At 60.3% G+C, this 23,284-nt stretch carries 14 protein-coding genes; 11 read left to right on the top strand and 3 right to left on the bottom strand.

Annotated features, from left to right (window positions below):
- Together EIY71_RS26885 and EIY71_RS26880 are read right to left on the bottom strand one after the other, a co-directional pair.
- Positions 1-1,214: ribonucleotide-diphosphate reductase subunit beta (locus tag EIY71_RS26885; RefSeq protein WP_134023777.1), on the bottom strand; the 1,214-nt coding region annotated here is incomplete at its 3' end.
- Between the two features lie 555 nt (positions 1,215-1,769).
- The gene (locus EIY71_RS26880) at positions 1,770-2,030 is read right to left on the bottom strand and encodes a DUF2790 domain-containing protein (protein WP_007912695.1); all 261 of its coding nucleotides are present in this window, start codon (positions 2,028-2,030) and stop codon (positions 1,770-1,772) included.
- A gap of 450 nt (positions 2,031-2,480) precedes the next feature.
- On the opposite strand from EIY71_RS26880, the gene acs reads away from it, so the two are divergent.
- From acs to argR, 7 genes are all read left to right on the top strand, one after another.
- Complete coding sequence (gene acs, locus EIY71_RS26875; protein WP_007951065.1) at positions 2,481-4,436, top strand: acetate--CoA ligase; 1,956 nt, start codon at positions 2,481-2,483, stop codon at positions 4,434-4,436.
- 558 nt (positions 4,437-4,994) lie between these two features.
- Entirely contained in the window at positions 4,995-5,768 is a 774-nt protein-coding gene (locus tag EIY71_RS26870; protein ID WP_064383630.1) for an ABC transporter substrate-binding protein, read from the top strand.
- A 91-nt stretch (positions 5,769-5,859) separates the two neighbouring features.
- Positions 5,860-6,549 carry an ABC transporter permease gene (locus tag EIY71_RS26865; protein ID WP_007951063.1) on the top strand — a complete coding sequence of 230 codons (690 nt, stop codon included), beginning with the start codon at positions 5,860-5,862 and terminating at the stop codon, positions 6,547-6,549.
- Complete coding sequence (locus EIY71_RS26860; RefSeq protein ID WP_011335540.1) at positions 6,546-7,244, top strand: ABC transporter permease; 699 nt, start codon at positions 6,546-6,548, stop codon at positions 7,242-7,244. Before EIY71_RS26865 ends, EIY71_RS26860 begins: the two co-directional genes overlap by 4 nt.
- Position 7,245: 1 nt before the next feature.
- The gene (locus EIY71_RS26855; RefSeq protein WP_102688620.1) at positions 7,246-8,358 is read left to right on the top strand and encodes a succinylglutamate desuccinylase/aspartoacylase family protein; all 1,113 of its coding nucleotides are present in this window, start codon (positions 7,246-7,248) and stop codon (positions 8,356-8,358) included.
- 23 nt (positions 8,359-8,381) lie between these two features.
- On the top strand, positions 8,382-9,146 hold the full coding sequence (locus tag EIY71_RS26850; RefSeq protein ID WP_003227281.1) for an ABC transporter ATP-binding protein: 765 nt from the start codon (positions 8,382-8,384) through the stop codon (positions 9,144-9,146).
- Between the two features lie 111 nt (positions 9,147-9,257).
- Positions 9,258-10,238, top strand: a complete 981-nt coding sequence (gene argR / locus EIY71_RS26845; RefSeq protein ID WP_011335538.1) for a transcriptional regulator ArgR — start codon at positions 9,258-9,260, stop codon at positions 10,236-10,238.
- A 48-nt stretch (positions 10,239-10,286) separates the two neighbouring features.
- Here argR and EIY71_RS26840 read toward each other — a convergent pair whose 3' ends face one another.
- Positions 10,287-18,026 carry a dermonecrotic toxin domain-containing protein gene (locus EIY71_RS26840; protein WP_134023775.1) on the bottom strand — a complete coding sequence of 2,580 codons (7,740 nt, stop codon included), beginning with the start codon at positions 18,024-18,026 and terminating at the stop codon, positions 10,287-10,289.
- Positions 18,027-18,332: 306 nt separating this feature from the next.
- On the opposite strand from EIY71_RS26840, the gene EIY71_RS26835 reads away from it, so the two are divergent.
- The 4 genes from EIY71_RS26835 to astD all read left to right on the top strand — a co-directional run bounded on the left by EIY71_RS26835 (position 18,333) and on the right by astD (position 23,247).
- Positions 18,333-19,553 carry an aspartate aminotransferase family protein gene (locus EIY71_RS26835; protein ID WP_102688618.1) on the top strand — a complete coding sequence of 407 codons (1,221 nt, stop codon included), beginning with the start codon at positions 18,333-18,335 and terminating at the stop codon, positions 19,551-19,553.
- A 131-nt stretch (positions 19,554-19,684) separates the two neighbouring features.
- On the top strand, positions 19,685-20,704 hold the full coding sequence (aruF, locus tag EIY71_RS26830) for an arginine/ornithine succinyltransferase subunit alpha (protein ID WP_011335535.1): 1,020 nt from the start codon (positions 19,685-19,687) through the stop codon (positions 20,702-20,704).
- 51 nt (positions 20,705-20,755) lie between these two features.
- A complete protein-coding gene (astA, locus tag EIY71_RS26825) occupies positions 20,756-21,781 on the top strand; it encodes an arginine N-succinyltransferase (protein ID WP_064598805.1) in 1,026 nt (341 codons plus the stop codon).
- Positions 21,778-23,247, top strand: coding sequence for a succinylglutamate-semialdehyde dehydrogenase (gene astD / locus EIY71_RS26820; RefSeq protein WP_166673453.1), 1,470 nt, complete (start codon positions 21,778-21,780; stop codon positions 23,245-23,247). The genes astA and astD overlap by 4 nt, the downstream gene beginning before the upstream one ends.
- Positions 23,248-23,284: the final 37 nt, after the last annotated feature.

The raw sequence follows: 23,284 nt of genomic DNA, 5'->3' as shown, positions 1-23,284 counted from the left end.
ATCACACGAGTCTCAAAGAAATTCTTCTCTTTCTTCAAGTCCATGATCTCGCTCATCCAAGGGAACGGGTTAGTCGTCCCTGGGTACTCTTCCTTCAAACCGATCTGCGACAGGCGACGGTTAGCGATGAACTTCAGGTAGTCCTCCATCATCGCTGCGTTCATGCCCAGTACGCCGCGAGGCATGGTGTCACGCGCGTATTCGATTTCCAGCTGGGTGCCTTGCAGAATCATCTGCGAAGCTTCTTCCTTCATTTCGGCATCCCACAGGTGTGGGTTTTCGATTTTGATCTGGTTGATCACGTCGATGCCGAAGTTCAGGTGCATGGATTCGTCGCGCAGGATGTACTGGAACTGCTCGGCGACGCCGGTCATTTTGTTGCGGCGGCCCATGGAGAGGATCTGGGTGAAGCCGCAGTAGAAGAAGATGCCTTCCAGAACGCAGTAGTAGGCGATCAGGTTGCGCAGCAGTTCCTTGTCGGTTTCGACGGTGCCGGTGTTGAATTCCGGGTCGGAGATGGCGCGGGTGTATTTCAGGCCCCAGGCGGCTTTTTTCGCGACCGACGGGATCTCGTGGTACATGTTGAAGATCTCGCCTTCATCCATGCCCAGCGATTCGATGCAGTACTGGTAGGCGTGGGTGTGGATCGCCTCTTCGAATGCCTGGCGCAGGATGTACTGGCGGCATTCCGGGTTGGTGATCAGGCGGTACACGGCCAGGGCCAGGTTGTTGGCAACCAGGGAGTCGGCGGTGGAGAAGAAGCCGAGGTTGCGCATCACGATGCGGCGCTCGTCGTCGGTCAGGCCTTCCGGGTTTTTCCAGAGGGCGATGTCGGCGGTCATGTTGACTTCTTGCGGCATCCAGTGGTTTGCGCAGCCGTCCAGGTATTTCTGCCAAGCCCAGTCGTACTTGAATGGCACGAGCTGGTTGAGGTCGGCACGGCAGTTGATCATGCGCTTTTCGTCAACGGCGACACGGGCGGCGGAGCCTTCGAGTTCGGCGAGGCCTTCGGCAACGTCGAGGGAATCCAGTGCAGCCTTGGCGCGGGCCACGGCAGCCGAGTCTTCGGCGGTCACGGCGCGGGCTTCGAGGGCGGCGGCACCGCCGGCGCTGTCGAGGCGGTCCATGTTGGCTTCGCTAGCGTGGCCGGCGTTGGCGCCTTTCACTGCTGCTACTTCACTGTCTTCTTTGTCGAATTCGTCCCAGCTCAGCATGACGTGTCGTCTCCTGCGTGAGGGCCTGTGCCCGTGTGAAAACTGATTGGTTGGTTTTTCACACGGCCGTACAGGCCGCGTTGGATGTCGTTTTTTGCAGCGGTGCTACGCAGGCAATAAACAGAAAATTTTTACGGGTTTTCGAGAGCCTCTGACGGGCGCAGGTCAGCGTTGTCGCTGCTGCGGGGCTTCAGAATGGCTTTGATCCCTGTAAGGGAATATTGCTGACCCGATTAGGGCGGCATTATAGGGAAAAAAACACGGGCGTGGGGGAGGGCGAAACAGCGCAGGGCGGTCGAGCGCAGGGGTGATTTCGATCGGAGCGAGGGTTTACAGGGCTTTCGCCGGGATTGGCCCCGGAGAAAATTTTTTCATTAATTTTTTGGCGTGTGATTGATTGCTCAAAAAACGAGCAAAAAACCGCGTTTTTCACTATATCTTGTGTTTTGCAACCCTTTTGCGCCGCTTCAAACACAACTGAGCCCGACCGAAGCCGGGCTGGAATCGACTCTCGATGTTGCGCTGAGTGATCCGATTCGGTGCAGTCTCAACGCATCAATTGGTGCAGCCGTTACCCATGATGCTGTAACGCAGAATGTGACGCTGCCCCTTGGAGTCGTCGTACTCCATTTTCGCCGGAACAACTTCGCAGACATTCGGAACTTCGCTCATGGAAACAACTTTGGCGATGTCCAGGTGAGTGGAGTAAGTGTATTCCTCGATAACCGGTTGTTGCTGTGCGACATCAGTCGGAACCTCGTCTGCCATGGCGGTTGCGCACAGACTGCTGAGGGCCAGAACCAATAAAGCTTTCATTTGAATTTACCTTCTTGAGGTCGAGTGGGGTCACGCAACCTTTTTGGGGTTGCGTGTGGAACTTCATCGTTTGGTTTGTTACTTCAGAGCTGGATTAACGGCCTTCGTGGGGGCTGTAACGTTGTTAATCGCTTTGCCTTGTCGGCGAGGTGAATTTTAGGGAGGCGGGGTAGGGGTAAACAGACCCGGTTTTGATAAACACCTTTGGCAGATTTGGTAACAATCCTTGGAGATGGTGTTACCAGCGCTGCGGCTTTACCGGGAAAGCGAGGCGTCTGAATCGCTGGCAGGCCAGCTCCCACAAGGGTTGCGGGGTTTGCTTCGGAGGTGTTGTGGGCATTTCTGGATGTTTTGTAGGGGCTTGTTACTACCATCGTCGAATGGTTCTATACGGGCGCCCCGGCTACAACAGGGTCATACAAAAACAACTATTACACCGAGGTAGGAAAGATGAGTGCGGCTTCCCTGTATCCCGTTCGTCCCGAGGTTCTGGCCAATACGCTGACCGACGAGGCGACCTACAAAGCCATGTACCAACAGTCGGTCGTCAACCCTGACGGCTTCTGGCGCGAACAAGCCAAGCGCCTCGACTGGATCAAGCCTTTCACCACGGTGAAACAGACTTCGTTCGACGATCACCATGTCGACATCAAGTGGTTTGCCGACGGCACCCTGAACGTTTCCTACAACTGCCTCGACCGTCATCTGGCCGAGCGCGGCGATCAGGTCGCCATCATCTGGGAAGGCGACGATCCTTCCGAAAGCCGCAACATCACCTACCGCGAACTGCACGAACAAGTGTGCAAACTCGCCAACGCCCTGCGTGGCCAGGACGTGCACCGCGGCGACGTGGTGACCATTTATATGCCGATGATCCCCGAAGCCGTGGTCGCCATGCTGGCCTGCACCCGGATCGGCGCGATTCACTCGGTGGTGTTCGGCGGTTTCTCGCCGGAAGCCCTGGCCGGTCGCATCATCGACTGCCGCTCGAAAGTGGTGATCACCGCTGACGAAGGCATCCGTGCCGGCAAGAAGATTTCCCTCAAGGCCAACGTCGATGACGCCCTGACCAACCCGGAAACCAGCAGCATCCAGAAAGTCATCGTGTGCAAGCGCACTGGCGGCGACATCAAGTGGAACCAGCATCGCGACATCTGGTACGAAGACCTGATGAAAGTGGCGGGCACCGTCTGCGCGCCGAAAGAGATGGGCGCCGAAGAAGCGCTGTTCATCCTTTATACCTCCGGCTCTACCGGCAAGCCGAAGGGCGTGCAGCACACCACAGGCGGCTATCTGTTGTACGCGGCGATGACTCACGAGCGCGTGTTCGACTACCGTCCGGGCGAAATCTACTGGTGCACCGCTGACGTGGGCTGGGTCACCGGTCACTCCTACATCGTCTACGGCCCGCTGGCCAACGGCGCGACCACGCTGCTGTTCGAAGGCGTGCCGAACTATCCGGACATCACCCGGGTGGCGAAGATCGTCGACAAGCACAAGGTCAACATTCTCTACACCGCGCCGACCGCGATCCGCGCGATGATGGCCTCCGGCACCGCCGCTGTTGAAGGCGCGGACGGCAGCAGCCTGCGTCTGCTGGGTTCGGTGGGCGAGCCGATCAACCCGGAAGCCTGGGACTGGTACTACAAGAACGTCGGCAAATCCCGCTGCCCGATCGTCGATACCTGGTGGCAGACCGAAACCGGCGGCAACATGATGAGCCCGCTGCCAGGCGCTCACGCGCTCAAACCGGGTTCGGCCGCACGTCCGTTCTTTGGTGTGGTGCCGGCGCTGGTGGACAACCTCGGCAACATCATCGAAGGCGAGGCCGAAGGCAATCTGGTGATTCTCGATTCGTGGCCAGGTCAGGCGCGCACTCTGTACGGTGACCATGACCGTTTCGTCGATACCTACTTCAAGACCTTCCGTGGCATGTACTTCACCGGTGACGGCGCACGTCGCGATGCCGACGGTTACTACTGGATCACCGGTCGCGTGGACGACGTACTCAACGTCTCCGGCCACCGCATGGGCACTGCCGAGATCGAAAGTGCGATGGTCGCTCACCCGAAAGTCGCCGAAGCGGCGGTGGTCGGTGTGCCGCACGACATCAAGGGGCAGGGCATTTATGTCTACGTCACCCTTAAGAATGGCGAAGAGCCGAGCGAGCAATTGCGTCTGGAACTGAAGAACTGGGTGCGCAAGGAGATCGGGCCGATCGCTTCGCCGGACGTGATCCAGTGGGCGCCGGGGCTTCCGAAGACCCGTTCGGGCAAGATCATGCGCCGCATCCTGCGCAAGATCGCTACCGCCGAATACGAAGGCCTGGGCGACATCTCCACCCTGGCCGATCCGGGTGTGGTGCAGCATCTGATCGATACGCACAAGACCATGAACGTCGCCTAAGCGGCGGGTCTGAAGGCTGAAAAGCCCCGTCCGGCATTGCGCCGGGCGGGGCTTTTTGTTTTCCAATAATTATCGAATTGCTCCGTCAGCCCATTCCCACTGTTACCCGTCCGCCTTCAAGTAACTGAATGTGTAACCGCCCGCTCCACAACGGGGCATCCGGAAACGCATCGCCCCGTTTTAGAGCCTCAAAACACCCTGTGAAAAATAAGACATAACCCCGCGCTTGCCGGATTAGAAGGGTTTGCGAATAATAGGCCCGCAATTTGCAGCATAGATCGGTTCACTGTCTTTCGCTCTTGCATGAAATTGCAGGGCTGTCAATGTGCTCAAGCGGGTTTCTCGGTGCATCTGTAATTAGTTGTCGCATTGAAGAAATATCGGCTTCGGGCCTGTCGTTAGAATGCCGATCACTCGCTCGTCGTGGCTTGCGTTGAAGCCTTCGCGGTTTTGACTGGAATTGTCCCACGCACGCAGCAACCGATTTCGTTACACCCATTCGCATATTGGGCTGTCGCTCACTCTGCCGTTTTTGCCCTTTACCGATGGAGTCCCAAGATGAAGAAACTTGTGCTGCTTGGCGCCCTGGCACTGTCCGTGCTGTCCCTGCCGACATTCGCCGATGAAAAGCCTCTGAAAATCGGTATCGAAGCGGCTTACCCTCCATTCGCCTCCAAAGCGCCGGACGGCAGCATCGTCGGTTTCGACTACGACATCGGCAACGCGCTGTGCGAAGAAATGAAGGTCAAGTGCCAGTGGGTCGAGCAAGAGTTCGACGGTCTGATCCCGGCACTGAAAGTGCGCAAGATCGACGCGATCCTGTCGTCCATGTCGATCACTGAAGACCGCAAGAAGTCCGTGGACTTCACCAACAAGTACTACAACACCCCGGCCCGCCTCGTGATGAAGGAAGGCACTCAGGTCAGCGAAGGTCTGGCTGAGCTGAAAGGCAAGAACATCGGCGTACAACGTGGTTCGATCCACGAGCGTTTCGCCCGCGAAGTCCTGGCCCCGCTGGGTGCCGAGATCAAGCCGTACGGCTCGCAGAACGAAATCTACCTCGACGTGGCTGCCGGCCGCCTCGACGGCACCGTGGCGGACGCTACGCTGTTGAATGACGGCTTCCTGAAAACCGACGCCGGCAAAGGCTTCGCGTTCGTGGGCCCGGCGTTCACCGACGTCAAATACTTCGGCGACGGCGTAGGCATCGCGGTACGCAAGGGCGACGCCCTGAAAGACAAGATCAACACCGCCATCGCGGCCATCCGCGAGAACGGCAAGTACAAGGCAATCCAGGACAAGTACTTCGACTTCGACATTTACGGCAAGTAAAGACGTCGCTCGACCCGTCCGAAATGGCGCAAGCAACAGGATCTCTGCGGTTTGCGCCATTTTTTCATCCCAACTTTCGAGGACCTGAATCATGTTGAAAGGCTACGGGGCTGTCATCCTCGATGGCGCTTGGCTGACGCTTCAGCTCGCCTTGTCGTCCATGGCCCTGGCCATCGTTCTCGGGCTGATCGGCGTCGCGTTGCGCCTGTCGCCGGTGCGCTGGCTGGCGTGGCTGGGCGATCTGTATTCCACGGTGATTCGCGGGATTCCCGACCTGGTGCTGATCCTGTTGATCTTCTACGGCGGTCAGGACCTGCTCAACCGCGTCGCACCGATGCTCGGCTATGACGACTACATCGACCTGAACCCGCTGGCCGCCGGTATCGGCACCCTCGGTTTCATCTTTGGTGCTTACCTGTCGGAAACCTTCCGCGGCGCGTTCATGGCGATCCCCAAAGGTCAGGCCGAAGCCGGCATGGCGTACGGCATGAGCAGCTTCCAGGTGTTCTTCCGGGTGCTGGTGCCGCAGATGATTCGTCTGGCGATTCCGGGCTTCACCAACAACTGGCTGGTGTTGACCAAGGCCACCGCGCTGATTTCCGTGGTCGGTCTGCAAGACATGATGTTCAAGGCCAAGCAGGCGGCCGACGCCACCCGCGAGCCTTTCACCTTCTTCCTCGCAGTAGCGGCGATGTACCTGGTGATCACCAGTGTCTCGTTGCTGGCGCTGCGTCACCTTGAGAAGCGCTACTCGGTAGGCGTAAGGGCGGCTGATCTATGATCTTCGACTACAACGTCATTTGGGAGGCCCTGCCGCTGTACTTCGGCGGTCTGGTCACCACCCTCAAGTTGCTCGCGCTGTCGCTGTTCTTCGGTCTGCTCGCGGCACTGCCGCTGGGCCTGATGCGCGTATCCAAGAACGCTGTGGTCAATGGCGCAGCTTGGCTCTACACCTACGTGATTCGCGGCACGCCGATGCTGGTTCAACTGTTCCTGATCTACTACGGTCTGGCCCAGTTCGAAGCGGTGCGTGAAAGCTTCTTGTGGCCGTGGCTGTCCAGCGCAACGTTCTGTGCGTGCCTGGCGTTCGCGATCAACACCAGCGCCTACACCGCTGAAATCATCGCCGGCAGCCTGAAGGCCACGCCGAACGGCGAGATCGAAGCGGCCAAGGCCATGGGCATGTCGCGCGTCAAGATGTACAAGCGCATCCTGCTGCCATCGGCCCTGCGCCGGGCGCTGCCGCAGTACAGCAACGAAGTGATCATGATGCTGCAGACCACCAGTCTGGCGTCCATCGTCACCCTGATCGACATCACCGGCGCGGCCCGTACCGTCAACGCGCAGTTCTACCTGCCGTTCGAAGCGTACATCACCGCCGGCGTGTTCTACCTGTGCCTGACCTTCATTCTGGTGCGCCTGTTCAAGCTGGCCGAGCGTCGCTGGCTGAGCTACCTGGCCCCGAGGAAGCACTGATATGGAACGCATCGACCACGTTCTGCCGTGGAGCCACCTGGGCAGCGAGCGCCGGATTTCGGTGTTCCGCTTCGGTAGCGGCGAGCGCAAGGCCTACATCCAGGCCAGCCTCCACGCTGACGAACTGCCCGGCATGCGCACCGCCTGGGAACTGAAAAAACGCCTCGGCGAGCTCGAAGCCAAGGGCCTGCTCAACGGCGTCATCGAACTGGTGCCGGTGGCCAATCCGCTGGGCCTCGGCCAGTTGCTGCAAGGCAACCATCAGGGCCGTTTCGAGGCCGGCAGCGGCAAGAATTTCAACCGTGATTTCGTCGAGCTCAGCGCCCCCGTGGCCGCCAGGCTGGAAGGACAACTCGGTGATGATCCGCGCGCCAACATCCGTTTGATCCGTCAGGCGATGGCCGATCATCTGGCCGAATTGCCTGAGGCGAGTAGCCAGTTGCAAGGCATGCAGCGCATCCTGCTGCAACACGCCGCCACCGCCGATGTGGTGCTGGACTTGCATTGCGACTGCGAAGCCGCGCTGCACATGTACGCCTTGCCGCAGCACTGGCCGCAGTGGCGTTCGCTCGCCGCGCACCTGGACGTGAAGGTCGGCCTGCTGGCGGAAGATTCCGGCGGCAGCTCGTTCGATGAAGCCTGTTCTCTGCCGTGGCTGCGTCTGTCGCGTCTGTTCCCGGACGCGCAGATTCCACTGGCGTGCCTGGCGACCACCGTTGAACTGGGTGGTCAGGCTGACACCACGCCGGCGCAGGCCGAAGCCTGGGCAGAAGGCATTCTGGCGTTCCTCGCCGAGCAAGGCCTGATCCGTGGCGAGTGGCCGAGCGCGGCGCACGAACCGTGCGAAGGCATGCCGTTCGAGGGCACTGAATTGCTCCTGCCGCCGCATCCGGGCGTGGTGAGTTTTCTGCGCAAGCCCGGCGAGTGGGTTGAAGCCGGTGACAAGATTTTCGAAGTGATCGATCCGCTGTCGGATCGGGTCAGCACGGTGTGTGCTGGTACGTCCGGGGTGCTGTTTGCCATTGAGCGGCTGCGTTACGCCCAACCCGGTTTCTGGCTGGCCAAAGTGGCGGGGCGCGACGCGCTGCGCGACGGCCCTTTGCTCAACGACTGACTGTTTTTGTGAGAACCGACCGCATGTACAAACTTGAAGTCCAAGACCTGCATAAACGCTATGGCAGTCACGAAGTGCTCAAGGGCGTTTCCCTGAAAGCGGCCGCCGGCGATGTGATCAGCATCATCGGCTCCAGTGGCTCCGGCAAAAGTACTTTCCTGCGCTGCATCAACCTGCTCGAGCAGCCGCACGCGGGCAAGATCCTGCTCAACAACGAAGAGCTGAAACTGGTAGCGAACAAGGACGGCGCGCTGAAAGCCGCTGATCCGAAACAGCTGCAACGCATGCGTTCGCGCCTGTCGATGGTGTTCCAGCACTTCAACCTGTGGTCGCACATGACCGCGCTGGAAAACATCATGGAAGCGCCGGTTCACGTGCTGGGCGTGTCCAAGGCCGAAGCCCGCGAGAAAGCCGAGCACTACCTGAACAAGGTCGGCGTGGCTCATCGTAAGGATGCGTTCCCGGGGCACATGTCTGGTGGCGAACAACAGCGCGTGGCAATCGCCCGTGCGCTGGCGATGGAACCGGAAGTGATGCTGTTCGACGAACCGACTTCCGCCCTTGACCCGGAACTGGTCGGCGACGTGCTGAAAGTCATGCAGGCCCTCGCTCAGGAAGGCCGGACCATGGTGGTGGTGACCCACGAAATGGGCTTTGCCCGTGAAGTGTCGAACCAGTTGGTGTTCCTGCACAAAGGCGTCGTCGAAGAAAGCGGCAACCCGCGTGAAGTGCTGGTCAATCCGCAGTCGGAACGTTTGCAACAATTCCTCTCGGGCAGCCTCAAGTAATCGCTCCCGTTATGCACCAGATTAGGTCATGCTGCGCAGCGCGCCAGATGGTCTAATTTGGTTGCAGCCGATTTCGGTTTTTCCCTCTGTTTACGTTTCGGATCGCCCGCCATGACTGCCCATCGAATTGGTTTCCTGATTTGGCCCAGCACTAAAGCTCTGACTTTGGCGCTGGCAGAGGAGGCCTTGCGTGTTGCCCAGCGTGTGCATCCGGACGTGGTTTACGAGTTGTCCTTCCTGCAGGCCGAAGCACCGGCCGAGGGTGAATGGCAACTGCCCGGCGAACCCTGGGCCGGCAAACTCGAAAACTTCCAGAAACTTTTCCTGCTCGCCGATGAGCCACCGACCACGTTGGCGCCGGCGCTCAGCAGCGCGCTCAAGCAACTGGTGCGTGCCGGTTGTGTAATCGGCGGTCTGTCGGCCGGTGTGTACCCGCTGGCGCAACTCGGTCTGCTCGACGGTTACCGCGCTGCCGTGCACTGGCGCTGGCAGGACGATTTCGCCGAACGCTTCCCGAAAGTCATCGCCACCAGTCATCTGTTCGACTGGGATCGCGATCGCCTGACGGCGTGCGGCGGCATGTCGGTACTCGATTTGCTGCTGGCAGTGCTGGCCCGTGATCACGGTGCGGAGCTGGCCGGTGCGGTCTCTGAAGAACTGGTGGTCGAGCGCATCCGCGAAGGCGGCGAGCGTCAGCGCATTCCATTGCAGAACCGGCTCGGCTCCAGCCATCCGAAGCTCACCCAGGCGGTGCTGCTGATGGAAGCCAACATTGAAGAGCCGCTGACCACCGACGAAATCGCCCAGCACGTGTGCGTGTCCCGTCGGCAGCTGGAGCGGATCTTCAAGCAATACCTCAACCGCGTGCCGAGCCAGTACTACCTGGAACTGCGCCTGAACAAGGCCCGGCAGATGTTGATGCAGACCAGCAAGTCGATCATCCAGATCGGCCTGTCGTGCGGTTTTTCCTCGGGACCGCATTTCTCCAGCGCCTATCGCAACTTCTTCGGCGCCACGCCGCGGGAAGACCGCAACCAGCGGCGCAGCAGCAGTCCGTTCGAACTGTCGTCGGTGCCGCCAGAGCGCGGTTGATCCCTCACCAATTACGCCATGGCATTGGCTGCCATGGCGCTGTATCGGTCAGTCTTCGATTTCCAGATCAGGCCTCATTTCAGCCGGGCGCGGTGTATCGTCGATGCCGGCGACGTTCAGGTTGTTGCCAGTCTCCTGATAGTAGGCCCGGATTCTTGCTTTGCTCTCGGTCGACAACGGGTTATCGCGCAAGTCGTAGCGGTCGCCGACTGCCGCGGGCACATCCATGATTTCTTCCGGCACGTCTGTGATCGCATTGCCGGACAGATCAATCTCGTTCCAGTGCAGGTTTTCCAGTACGCCTCGCGGTATTTCGGTAATTCCGGTATCGCTCAGGTCGAGGTCGGTCAGGCCATGCAGGTTGCTGACGTCCGGCGTCAGCCCCAGCGGGTTGTCGCGCAGGTTGAGTACCTCGAGTTTGTCCATGCTCGCCAGCGCTGCTGCCGATTCGGGTGTCAGCCTGATTTTGCAGTCCGGCAGGCTCAGGGCGGTCAACTGATTCATGGTGAAAATATCCTCGGGAATATCGCCGAGATCGCATTCGCGAATGGCCAGGCTGTCCAGGCCGGGAAAAGCTTCAAGGAAGCGTCCGAGCCTTGATGAATGGCCTTCACCCACCAGGAACAGGTCCGGCACGTAGGGCAATGGGGCGCCGAGTGTCGGCAACTCGCCGATGAAACTCACAGTGTGGCTGAACCCGAAACTGTCGAGACTCGAGTCCTCCATCGGGATCTGGCGCCAGCAGGTCAGCAGTGCTTCGGCGAACTGCGTACGCAATTGTTCCTGACGCAGTCGCTCGGTTACGGGCAGCGGTTGGCCGTCAGGCGCACTCACAGGGATGTCGCTGCTCCAATGAGCGAGGCTGCGGGTGAGATCGCTCAGCGCCATTTCCCTTCTTGCTACTTCCTGACGGCCATCAGCCAACGTGCCACTCAGGCGATAGAGGAAGGTGCTGGCCTGATCATCGTCCAGCGACGGATAAAGCGTTTGCACCCGAGCCCGATCTGCCTCTTCGGCAAGCACGCCCAGATCACCCCCGGTGCGCCGGAAGTAATCCTTGACGCGCTCTCGCGACGCCGGGCTCAGAGGGTTGTTGCCAAAGTCGTAACCGTTACCGATTTCCGCCGGCAGGTTGAAAACTTCGTCAGGAATTTCGTTGAGCCGGTTGTTGTTGAGGATGACGATTTCTAGTTGCGGATGGTTGATCATTCCGTCGGGAATTTCGCTGATCGCGGTGCCGGCCAGATCGAGAAAATCCAGCGCCGGCAAGGAGCGGATGTCTGGCGCCAGTCCCAGAGGGTTGTTGTACAAGTCGAGTTTTTTCAATCGTGTCAGCGAAGCAAGGGTGGAACGGCCCTCGACATCCAGCGTCACCGCGCAATTGCTCAGTACCAGATTTTCCAGGGCTGGCATACGCCGGAACGAATCCGGTATTTGCTGCAATCCAAGATCGCGCAGCTCCAGTGTTTTCAGCCCTGAAAAGGCGTCGAAGAAAACATCGCCGGCGCGCAATTGGGCGTTGCCGGTGATCGACAATGTGGTGACATGGCTGAAGTCGGCGCTCAGTGAGGGCAGCTCGCCGATAAACGGAAGATTGATGATCAGCCTGTCTGATCGCATCTCCGGTTGTGCGGTCGAGCGTGCGCGCCAGAACGCTTGCAGGTCACGGCGATATTGATCGCGGCCGGTGCGTTCAACGATTTTGTCCTCATCTGTGAGTGGCGTACCGGTTGACGGATGTTGCTCGGGAACCTCACTGACCCAACGGTTGAGGGTTGTATCGAGTTGCTGCCATTGCGTTTCCCACTGAGCGATTTGAAGTCGACCCTGAGCGACGGTTCCCGGCAACAAATACAACATTCGATTGGCTTGTTCGGCGTCGAGGGTCGGAAACAAAACGCGCACGCGGTCGATGTCCGCCGTCGGCATCGGTACTCCAAAGTCTTGCCGGGTGTGCTGGTAGCGGGTCTTGATCCGCTCGCGAGTGGCGGGTGAAAACGGGTTTTCGCCAAGCATGAATTGGTTGGGTGAAAGCGCAGGGCGATCGAGCAGGCTGTCGGGAAGCTCGCTGATCCGGTTGTGTTCGAAGTTGGCCATGATCAGCGTCGGGTGCTCGACCAGGCCTTCCGGCAGATGAGAGATCCCGGTGTCGATCAGGCGCACGTGAGTCAGCGCCGGCAAGGTCTTCAACTCTGGTGCAGCGCCCAGCGGGTTGTGGCTCAGATTGAGGAACTGTAGACGGCTCATGGACGACAGGCGGGCCTGAGTCGGCGGCGTCAGGGTCAGCTCGCAGTACTCCAGCACCAGGCGCTCCAGCAACGGCATGCGTTCGCAAGCTTCGGGCAATTGCTCCAGTTTGAACTCGTGCAGTTCCAGATGACGCAGGCCGGTGAAAGGCCAAAGAAAAGCATCGATGCCGCTCAGGGCCGGATTGCCGTCAAGGGTCAGCTCGGCGATGTGGCTGAAGTCAGCCGACAGCACGGGCAAATCGCCAATGAACGGCAGCTCTGCGATCAGCACATTGCCCCTTTGCGTGGCTTTTTCGGCAAACCGGAAGCGCCACAGTTCTTCGATTCGTTGGGCAAACAGCTTTCTGTTGGTCTGCATCACGAACACCTGCCGGGGATTGAGCACCTGCCCCGTGTCCGGATGAATACTCGGTCCTGCCGCTGCCCACCGTGCAAGGTCGGCATCCAGTTGGCGGATTTCTGCCTGCCAGTGCCGCAGCTGGCTTCGGCCATGTTCAATCGAGCCCGGCAAGCTGTAGAACACATCGCTGGCGTCTTGCGCGTCGAGGTCGGGAAACAGCTGCTGGGTGGTTTCTATATCTGCAAGGTCGGCGAGTACGGCGAAATCCTGCCCGGTCTCGCGGTTGTATTGTTTGATCCGCTCGCGAGTGCTGGCGTTCAGTGGATTGTTCGAGAGGTCGTAGCCGTCACCGGCCTGAGCCGATAATTCAAACAGGCTCTCGGGTAATTCGGTGATCTGGTTTTCACTGAGGATCGCCGTCTTGAGCGTCGGATGGTCGATCAGGCCAGGCGGGACTTCCAGCAGGCCCGTGCGTGAAAGGTCGAGGTAGGTCAGCGAGTTCAGGGTTTGCAGATCGGGCACCAGATTCAGCGGATTGCCCGGTAACTCCAGTGATTCGAGTCTGGGCATTGCGGCCAGCGCTGTCAGTGATTCGGCTGTAAGGCTCACGCCACAGCTATCCAGCACCAGGACTTCCAGCGTCGACAGGTTTTTGAGTGTCTCGCTCAGTTGATCCAGTTGGCCGTTGCGAAAGAACAGCCGTTTGAGCCGGGAGAAACTTCGCAGAAACGCCGCGTCACCGCGCAAGCCTTTATTCCCGTTGATGGTCAGCGCAGTGATGTGATTGAAGTCCGCGCTCAGTATCGGAAGGTCACCAATGAATTTGGCCTCGGCCGTAAAAACATCGGCCCTGGCGTGCGGATGGATTTTCGAGCGGTGACGCCACAGGCGCAGCAGATTGCCGGCAAACGTCTCGCGTGCATCCTGTTCGGTGAAGCGTTCGTTGGCTTCCAGCATCGCGCCGCTGATCGGGTCGCGGTCGGGAATGTCTCGGGCCCAAAGATTCAGATCGGCACTCAGCGTGGCCAGCTCGGTTTCCCACGCCGTCAGTTGCAAGCGGCCCTGAACCAGTGAGCCGGGCAGGCGATAAATCAGGCCGCTGGCCTGGCCCTCATCGATATCTGGAAACAGGGCCGTGGTGCGGGTGATATCGGCCTGTTCGGCACGTACGCCAAAATTGACGCCGGTGCGGGTGAAACAGGTTTTTACCCGCTCGCGTGTGGCGGCAGTGAGTGGATTACCGGAAAAGTCGTATCCGGCAGCCGCAGCAGGCGAGAGTTCGAACAACGCTTCAGGCAGTGTGGTGATCCGGTTATCGGTCAGCCAGGCGCTCCTGATTTGCGGGTGATCGATCAAGCCGGGCGGGACTTCGGCAATCCCGGTGCGGGACAGGTTGAGGTAGGTCAGCGATGGCAGGAAGGTTAAATCGAAGCTGCTGCCGAGTGGGTTGTCCTTGAGATCCAGTTCAACCAGTTCATTGAGTGAAGTGAGCAGCGTCTGGTTTTCCGGGGTCAGGATGATTCCACATTTGCGCAGCCTTAATCGGCGCAGCGCGGACAGGGTCGAGAGGTTTTGCGGCAGGGTGTGCAAGTCGAAGTTCTGCAGGTCGAGTCGGGATAAAAGAGGGAAGCGTTCAATAAATGTTTCGATGCCTGCCGATGCTCCGCTGCCGCTCAGTTCCAGGCTGTTTACATGGCTGAAGTCTGCCGCCAGCACCGGCAGATCGCCCAGCAAGGGTTCGATAAAACGCATGCGATAGCCAAAGCGTTCCGGAGTCTCGCGGCGCCAGCAGCTGAGCAGGGTTCGGGCGAAAAGCTGTCGATCACGAGCGGCGGCAGCTCGTCGGGCGATAGACAGTTCCTGGCCGGTGGCGGGATCGATCCGTACGTCTCTCAGGCGCCATAGATCAAGGTCGTTTTCCAGGCGGGCGTATTCAAGGCGCAGTCGTGACAGCTCGGCGATCGGATTCTCCAGATGGTTTTGCAGGCGTTGCACCATGGCCTGCAGGCCTTCTTGGGTGATCCCGGGAAAAACATCGCGCACCCGCATGTCCAGGGTCGGCGGAGAACCATCGGGTGACAGATTGCGTGAGTAACCGTCAGTGCCCAGCAGGCGCAAAGTGTCGACGTCGGTGGCGGGAGAGGATTCGACCGCCAGTGTGAGTCGCAGACTGTCGCGTGGCAGAGGATTGTCGCGAATGAGCTGGCGGAGCTTTTGTCCTTCGCCGATTTGCAGATTCAACGCCTGACGTCGGTCGTCGGGCAGGGCTTGCAGCACGCTGGTGTAGAAATCCGTCGGGCCGTGCAATTCCAGTCCGGCCTGATCAAACGGCTGCCACGTGCCATCGGCTCGGCGTACCAGGATTTTTTCGATAGGGGCGCCCATGGGACCGGTGGTGTCGAGCCGCTTTCCTGCGAACGATTGGTCACGCACTTCAAGGCTGACGGTGTCCGACCAGCCTGGCAGCAGCGGCAGGCTGTGCAGCGCCAAAGTCTCGGAATCCTGGTTATGCACCGAATCGATTTCCAGTCCTTCATAAGCCCGGGTGATGCGTAGCTCGTGCAATGCGGTTTCAGAGAGCTGTTGCTGACGCTCCGGAAGCACGTCTTCACTTAGCTGCGTCAGTTCGGTGCCGGTGGCGGTGTGAATGAGTTCTTCGGTGATCCTGACAGGCAGGTTCGGTACGTGCCGCGCCACCTGTTTCACCAGCGGTGTAGCGCGATGCTGGCTTGACTCATAGCGTTGTTCGAACAGGGCAGGGCGCTGTTGCCTGGCAATCTGCGCGAGTCGGCTGCGAAGTTGACGGACGCGTACATCCAGGGCGATTTTTTGCCCGAACTCTTCATTGAGCAGGGTGCTGATTTCGGGTTCATCGAGAGCCCGCAGCAATGTCTTGAGCAGGTCGTTGTCGATCAGACGATTAACGTGAACGTCCGTTAGCGGGAGCTGCACATCATCGGAGGATTGCCAGAGCGTCGCTCCCTCGGCGTCGATCAGGCGCAGCCTTCTGGTTTTCGGCCACAAGCCTTGTTCGTTCAGCAATTGCAGCTGGATCAGCGGATCGGCCTTGCGATAAACCGTTGGCTCGTCGCTGGTCAAATGCTCGATGAACGTCTGCAAATCCTGATCGATTCTGAAACGCTCAATAGTGTCGGCCAGCAGCGGCGGTATGCGTTCCTGATTCACATGCATTTTGCGCAAACCGTCTTCAGTGTAGCCGCTGATTTTCAGAATGCGTTCGCGCTGCGCCGGGGTAAATGCCTCTACGCTGTGGCCGATTCGCTGCAACGCAGTGTTGGTGTCCCATCGCAGCGGATTTTCCAGCTCGGTGTGAAAAGCCCCTTCGCCGTTATGCCGCACGACAGGTTCGTAGGTATCGGTACGTGAAGGGTGTTCGATGCGCAGTTGACCGGGTATCTCGTGATCGTTGACCGCGTAGTGCGTCTGATCCAGCGGTAGCAGTTTTTTGCCCTGATGCCAGTGCAGACCCTGGGCGTCGGGCAGGGAGCCTGCCGCTGGCAGGGTGTCACGGGCGTAGCTGCTCAGATCCGGCTTCCAGTACAGGGTTTTGCCGTTGCGCAGTTTCACGGGTTGAAACCGATCCATGAATGCCACCACTTCGGGCGGCAGTACCTTGGGCAGTTCGGCCATGGCGACACTGGTGCCAATCCCGAAAGCACCCAGTTGAATCAGTGATTCCAGTGCAGCGAAGTAGTGCGCACAGGCTTCGGTGGTTTGGCCTTCGGCCAAATCGACATAGAACGTGAAAAGCTCGTCGAGCAGCTGATAGGTGATGTACGCCATCATCATTTCACCCAGAAACGGCACGAACGGCAGAACGACGAACGCGGCGATTTCCAGGATCGACGTTGCGACACTGACAAACGAATCCCAGCGCCTCCAGCGTGCATTGCGATCGACCATGGCAGTGGGAACAGCGATCACTGCGGCATCGTTGAGGATTTTGTTGAGCTTGCGCTGATAAAGATGTTCCCAGAGTTCACCGGCGATGGGGGTGGCCGAGAATTGCAGGTCGGGCCTTTCGATAAGGGTGTCGCGCCACGGCGGCATTTGACTGCCGGCTTGTGGTGGGTGCCATTGCACTTTGCTCAGACGTTGCTTGAGCTGGCCGAAAAATTGTCCACGTTGTTCGTGAGTGACGAAGCGGCTGAAGAATCGCTGGTACTCCGTATCGCGCAGCTGTCGGATCAGTTCGTGTGCGAGGTCGCCCGTGGAGAGGTACTCCTTGATCGGATGATCGGGGTCGTCCGGTATGTAAGCCACCACTGCAACGGCGGTTTTCGCGCTTTTAAGGTCAGGTGCAAACACCAGGATTCCGGTCAGTGCGACCGACATCATCGTCAAATCGTGGCACAGCATGGGCTGACCGTTCATCAAAACCACGGATGTCCCGTCCAGCAGACTTTCAATCGAATGCAGATTCGCTTCTCCGATGTCGCCATTCATCCGCGCCAGCTTCAGTGCGGCGCGCAGTGCGGTTTTCTGCGCGGTATTGACCTTGTGCCGCAGCACCGAAGCTGCCACCGGGTTGGCGAGCGCGAGACTTTCCTCCAGGTAGCTTTTGTAGCGGGCACCGATATCCAGTTCCCGGCACAGTCGGCTGAAGGCTGGAATGCCGGGTTCTGCATTAAGTGGCGCCAGTGTCTCGAATTGTCCGGTCCCGGTCGGGCGGGTGATGAACGAGGAGCCGCTGGCGTAGGCCCCGGGTTCTGTTTCGCCCGCCTCGAAGTTATGCAATGCCGCGTCCAGCAGCGACACCGTCCACGTCCGGGTGCCGGTGGTAATGCCTGCGGCCTTCACCGGGATGTACAACTGCAGAAAGGTTTCCTTGACGTTCAGCTCGAGGTCGAAACGCGTTTTCAGCGCCTCGGTCAGGATGGGCTCGGCGAAGGTGCTGGCGTTCTGTATCCGTTCGAGCATTTGATCGACGGCGTTCTGCGCGCTCATGTGCCGGGTGATGGCGTTTCTGAGCGCCTGGTGTTGCGAGGCAGGCGCTGACTTGATCGGATCCGGGAGGGCGCGACGGTTGTTCTTCAGGGCGGTGCGTCTGGCGGACGATGCCTTGCCCAACCAATCGGGGATCGCTTTCACCAGCGGTTCATAGTGGGAAGCGGGGCTTTGTGCGGTCGCACCGGGCGTGGGCGAACTGGCGGGCGATTGCCCGGTGGTGGATGGCATCGTTGGCGTCCTTGAGCGTCGAAAAAGAGCTCAAGCAGAGCAAAATGCATCTTGTGTCAGGTGGTACATATGTATGACAGGCCATCCCGTCGCAATTGATATGCTCGCAGGCCTGCTGAAATGGCTGGCGGCAGTTTAAACTGCGCCTTTGCGACGCTATATGTCGCATTGCCGTAAACCCGGGAAAAACCGGGGTTTGCGCTATAAGAAGTTGTCGCTTGGCGACAAGGCCGGGCACAAAACTGTCCTTACAATCCCCCCATCGCTCGCCAGTTTCAGGCGGGTGGCCCTCATCAGGAGACTCCGATGTCCGTTGAGCACGCTGCGGTACGACGCGCCGATTTCGACCAGGTTATGGTTCCCAACTACGCGCCTGCCGCTTTCATCCCGGTGCGTGGCGCCGGTTCCCGCGTCTGGGATCAGGCCGGCCGCGAGCTGATCGACTTCGCCGGCGGCATCGCCGTCAACGTATTGGGCCATGCGCACCCGGCGCTGGTTGGTGCCTTGACCGAGCAAGCGAACAAGCTGTGGCACGTGTCCAACGTGTTCACCAACGAGCCTGCGCTGCGTCTGGCGCACAAGCTGATCGACGCCACCTTTGCCGAGCGCGTGTTCTTCTGCAACTCCGGCGCCGAAGCCAACGAGGCCGCCTTCAAGCTGGCCCGTCGCGTCGCGTTCGACCGTTTCGGCACCGAGAAGTACGAAATCATCGCCGCGCTCAACAGCTTCCACGGCCGCACCCTGTTCACCGTGAACGTCGGTGGCCAGTCGAAGTACTCCGACGGTTTCGGCCCGAAAATCACCGGCATCACTCACGTGCCGTACAACGATCTGGCGGCGCTGAAAGCCGCTGTTTCGGACAAGACCTGCGCGGTCGTTCTGGAGCCGATCCAGGGCGAAGGCGGCGTGCTGCCGGCCGAGCTGGCTTACCTGCAAGGCGCCCGTGAACTGTGCGACGCGAACAACGCGCTGCTGGTGTTCGACGAAGTGCAGACCGGCATGGGCCGCACCGGCAACCTGTTCGCCTACCAGCATTTCGGTGTGGTGCCGGACATCCTGACCAGCGCCAAGAGCCTGGGCGGCGGTTTCCCGATCGCCGCGATGCTGACCACCGAAGCGCTGGCCAAACATCTGGTCGTCGGCACTCACGGCACCACTTACGGCGGCAACCCGCTGGCGTGCGCCGTGGCCGAAGCGGTGATCGACGTGATCAATACCCCTGAGGTGCTGAACGGCGTCAACGCCAAGCACGACAAGTTCAAGACCCGCCTGCAACAGATCGGCGAGAAGTACGGCCTGTTCACCCAGGTGCGCGGTCTCGGTCTGCTGATCGGTTGCGTGCTGAGCGATGCCTGGAAAGGCAAGGCCAAGGACATCTTCAACGCCGCTGAACAAGAAGGCCTGATGATTCTGCAGGCTGGTCCGGACGTAATCCGTTTCGCCCCGAGCCTGGTGGTTGAAGACGCGGACATCGACGCCGGTCTGGATCGCTTCGAACGTGCTGCGGCGAAACTGACCCAAGCCTGATTCATGCAAGACCGCCCGGCGTCTGTCGTGATCGACAGGCGCCGGGACCATTTTCCTGTGCCGGGCCTGCCCGGCATTTTTTTCCCGAGTCGGCGCTTTCGCCGACCTGAAGTAGAGAAAGGAGTGACACCATGCTGGTGATGCGCCCCGCGCAAATGGCTGATCTGGGCGAGGTACAGCGTCTGGCTGCGGACAGCCCGATTGGTGTCACTTCCTTGCCGGATGACGTTGAACGCCTGAGCGACAAGATCGCTGCGAGCGAAGCTTCGTTTGCCGCCGAAGTGAGCTTCAACGGCGAAGAGAGTTACTTCTTCGTCCTCGAAGACACCGCCACCGGCAAACTGGTGGGCTGCTCGGCAATCGTTGCTTCGGCCGGTTATTCCGAGCCGTTCTACAGCTTTCGCAACGAGACCTTCGTGCACGCTTCCCGCGAGCTGAAGATCCACAACAAGATCCACGTGCTTTCGCAGTGCCACGACCTGACCGGCAACAGCTTGCTGACCAGTTTCTACGTGCAGCGCGAGCTGGTGGGTTCACCGTGGTCTGAGCTCAACTCCCGTGGTCGTCTGCTGTTCGTCGCCAGCCATCCTGAGCGGTTCGCCGATTCGGTGGTGACCGAGATCGTCGGTTACAGCGACGAGAACGGCGACTCGCCATTCTGGGACGCCATCGGTCGCAACTTCTTCGACCTGAACTACGCCGAGGCCGAGCGTCTGTGTGGCCTGAAAAGCCGGACGTTCCTCGCCGAGCTGATGCCGCATTACCCGATCTACGTGCCGCTGCTGCCGGACTCCGCTCAGGAAGCGATGGGCCAGGTACACCCGCGTGCGCAGATCACCTTCGACATCCTGATGCGCGAAGGCTTCGAGACCGATCACTACATCGACATCTTCGACGGTGGCCCGACCCTGCATGCGCGTGTTTCGGGGATCCGTTCGATCGCCCAGAGCCGCGTGGTGCCGGTGAAACTCGGCGAGCCGGTCAAAGGTGCCGGTCGCCAGTATCTGGTGGCCAACGCCCAGTTGCAGGATTACCGCGCGGTATTGCTCGAGCTGGATTACGCGCCGGGAAAACCGGTGACCCTGGATCTGGAAGCGGCCGAAGCCCTGGGCGTCGGTGAAGGTGCCAGCGTGCGCCTGGTGGCGGTTTAACGCCTTAGCGAGTTTCACGGGTGGCCACGGCGGCCCGTTTGAGGAGATAGCATGATTGTTCGTCCCGTACGCAGCAGCGATTTGTCCGCTCTGATCGACCTGGCCCGCAGCACCGGCACCGGCCTGACCACCTTGCCGGCCAACGAAGAGCGCCTGACCCACCGGGTCGGCTGGGCCGAGAAGACCTTTCGCGGTGAAGCCGGCCGTGGCGACGCGGACTACCTGTTCGTGCTCGAAGACGACAACGGTCGCGTGGTGGGGATTTCCGCCATCGCCGGCGCCGTCGGTCTGCGCGAGCCTTGGTACAACTTCCGCGTCGGCCTGACCGTCAGCGCCTCGCAGGAACTGAACATCTATCGCGAGATCCCGACGCTGTTCCTGGCCAACGACCTGACCGGCAACTCCGAGCTGTGCTCGCTGTTCCTGCACGCCGATTACCGCACCGGCCTCAACGGTCGCATGCTGTCCAAGGCGCGGATGCTGTTCATCGCCGAATTCCCGCAACTGTTCGGCAACAAGATCATCGCAGAGATGCGCGGTGTGTCGGATGACGCCGGCCGTTCGCCGTTCTGGGAAAGCCTGGGCCGTCACTTCTTCAAGATGGAATTCAGCCAGGCCGATTACCTGACCGGTGTCGGCAACAAGGCGTTCATTGCCGAACTGATGCCGAAATTTCCGCTGTACACCTGCTTCCTGTCGCCGGACGCGCGCAACGTCATCGGCCAGGTGCACCCGGACACCGAGCCGGCGCTGGCGATGCTCAAGAGCGAAGGCTTCAGCTATCAGGGTTACGTCGACATCTTCGACGCCGGCCCGGCCATCGAGTGCGAGACCAGCAAGATCCGCGCGGTGCGTGACAGCGAAGCGCTGGTGCTGGCTATCGGCACGCCGGGCGACGACGCCACGCCGTTCATCATCCATAACCGCAAACGCGAAGACTGCCGTATCACGGCGGCGCCGGCCCGTCTGGCCGCCGGCACGCTGGTGGTCGATCCGCTGACCGCCAAACGTCTTCAACTCAACGCTGGCGATCAGGTTCGCGCCGTGGCGTTGTCTGCTGCCCGGGAGTCGAAATAATGAATTCGCTATACATCGCAGGTGAGTGGCTGGCCGGTCAGGGCGAGGCCTTTCAATCGCTGAACCCGGTGACCCAGCAAGTGCTGTGGTCGGGGGAGGGCGCCACTGCCGCTCAGGTCGAGTCGGCCGTGCAGGCTGCGCGTCAGGCGTTCCCGGGCTGGGCCCGTCGTACCCTGGAAGATCGCATCAGCGTGCTCGAAGCGTTCGCCGCTGCGCTGAAAAACCACGCTGACGAGCTGGCCCGCACCATCGGTGAGGAAACCGGCAAACCGCTGTGGGAAGCCGCGACCGAAGTCACCAGCATGGTCAACAAGATTGCGATCTCGGTGCAGAGCTACCGCGAACGTACCGGCGAGAAGAGCGGCCCGCTGGGCGACGCCACCGCCGTGTTGCGCCACAAGCCCCACGGCGTGGTCGCGGTGTTCGGCCCTTACAACTTCCCAGGTCATTTGCCGAACGGCCACATCGTGCCGGCGCTGCTGGCCGGTAACAGCGTGCTGTTCAAGCCAAGCGAGCTGACCCCGAAAGTCGCCGAGCTGACGGTCAAGTGCTGGATCGAAGCCGGTCTGCCGGCCGGCGTGCTGAACCTGCTGCAAGGCGCCCGCGAAACCGGGATCGCTCTGGCGGCGAACCCGGGCATCGACGGTCTGTTCTTCACCGGTTCAAGCCGTACTGGCAATCACCTGCACCAGCAGTTCGCCGGTCGCCCGGACAAGATCCTCGCGCTGGAAATGGGTGGTAACAACCCGCTGGTGGTCGATCAGGTCGCCGACCTCGACGCCGCGGTGTACACGATCATTCAGTCGGCGTTCATTTCTGCCGGTCAGCGTTGCACCTGCGCCCGTCGTCTGCTGGTGCCGGAAGGCGCGTGGGGCGACAGCCTGCTCAAGCGTCTGGTGGAAGTCAGCTCGACCATTGAGGTCGGTGCGTTCGATCAGCAGCCGGCGCCGTTCATGGGCTCGGTGGTTTCCCTTGGCGCGGCAAAAGCGTTGATGGATGCCCAGGCGCATCTGTTGGCCAACGGCGCGGTGTCGCTGCTGGCGATGACGCAGCCGCAGGCGCAGTCGGCGCTGCTGACCCCGGGCATCGTGGATGTGACGGCGGTTGCCGAGCGTTCCGATGAAGAACTGTTCGGCCCGTTGCTGCAAGTGATTCGCTACACCGATTTCGAAGCCGCGATTGCCGAAGCCAACGACACTGCGTTTGGCCTGGCCGCAGGTCTGCTGTCGGATTCCGAAGAGCGCTACCAGCAGTTCTGGCTGGAAAGCCGTGCCGGGATCGTCAACTGGAACAAGCAACTGACCGGTGCTGCGAGCAGCGCACCGTTCGGCGGTGTCGGCGCTTCGGGCAACCACCGCGCCAGCGCCTACTACGCGGCGGATTACTGCGCGTACCCGGTGGCCTCGCTGGAAACTCCAAGTCTGGTGTTGCCGGCGGCCCTGACGCCTGGCGTGAAGATGGCGTGATGCTAATCGCCAGCCTGCTGGCGATGGCCGCGCCGCG

The organism is Pseudomonas sp. CH235 (assembly GCF_004368175.1).
GTDB lineage: Bacteria > Pseudomonadota > Gammaproteobacteria > Pseudomonadales > Pseudomonadaceae > Aquipseudomonas > Aquipseudomonas paraglycinae.
Note: the sequence above shows the minus strand (reverse complement) of the source record. Positions and strands in the feature narration are given on the sequence as shown.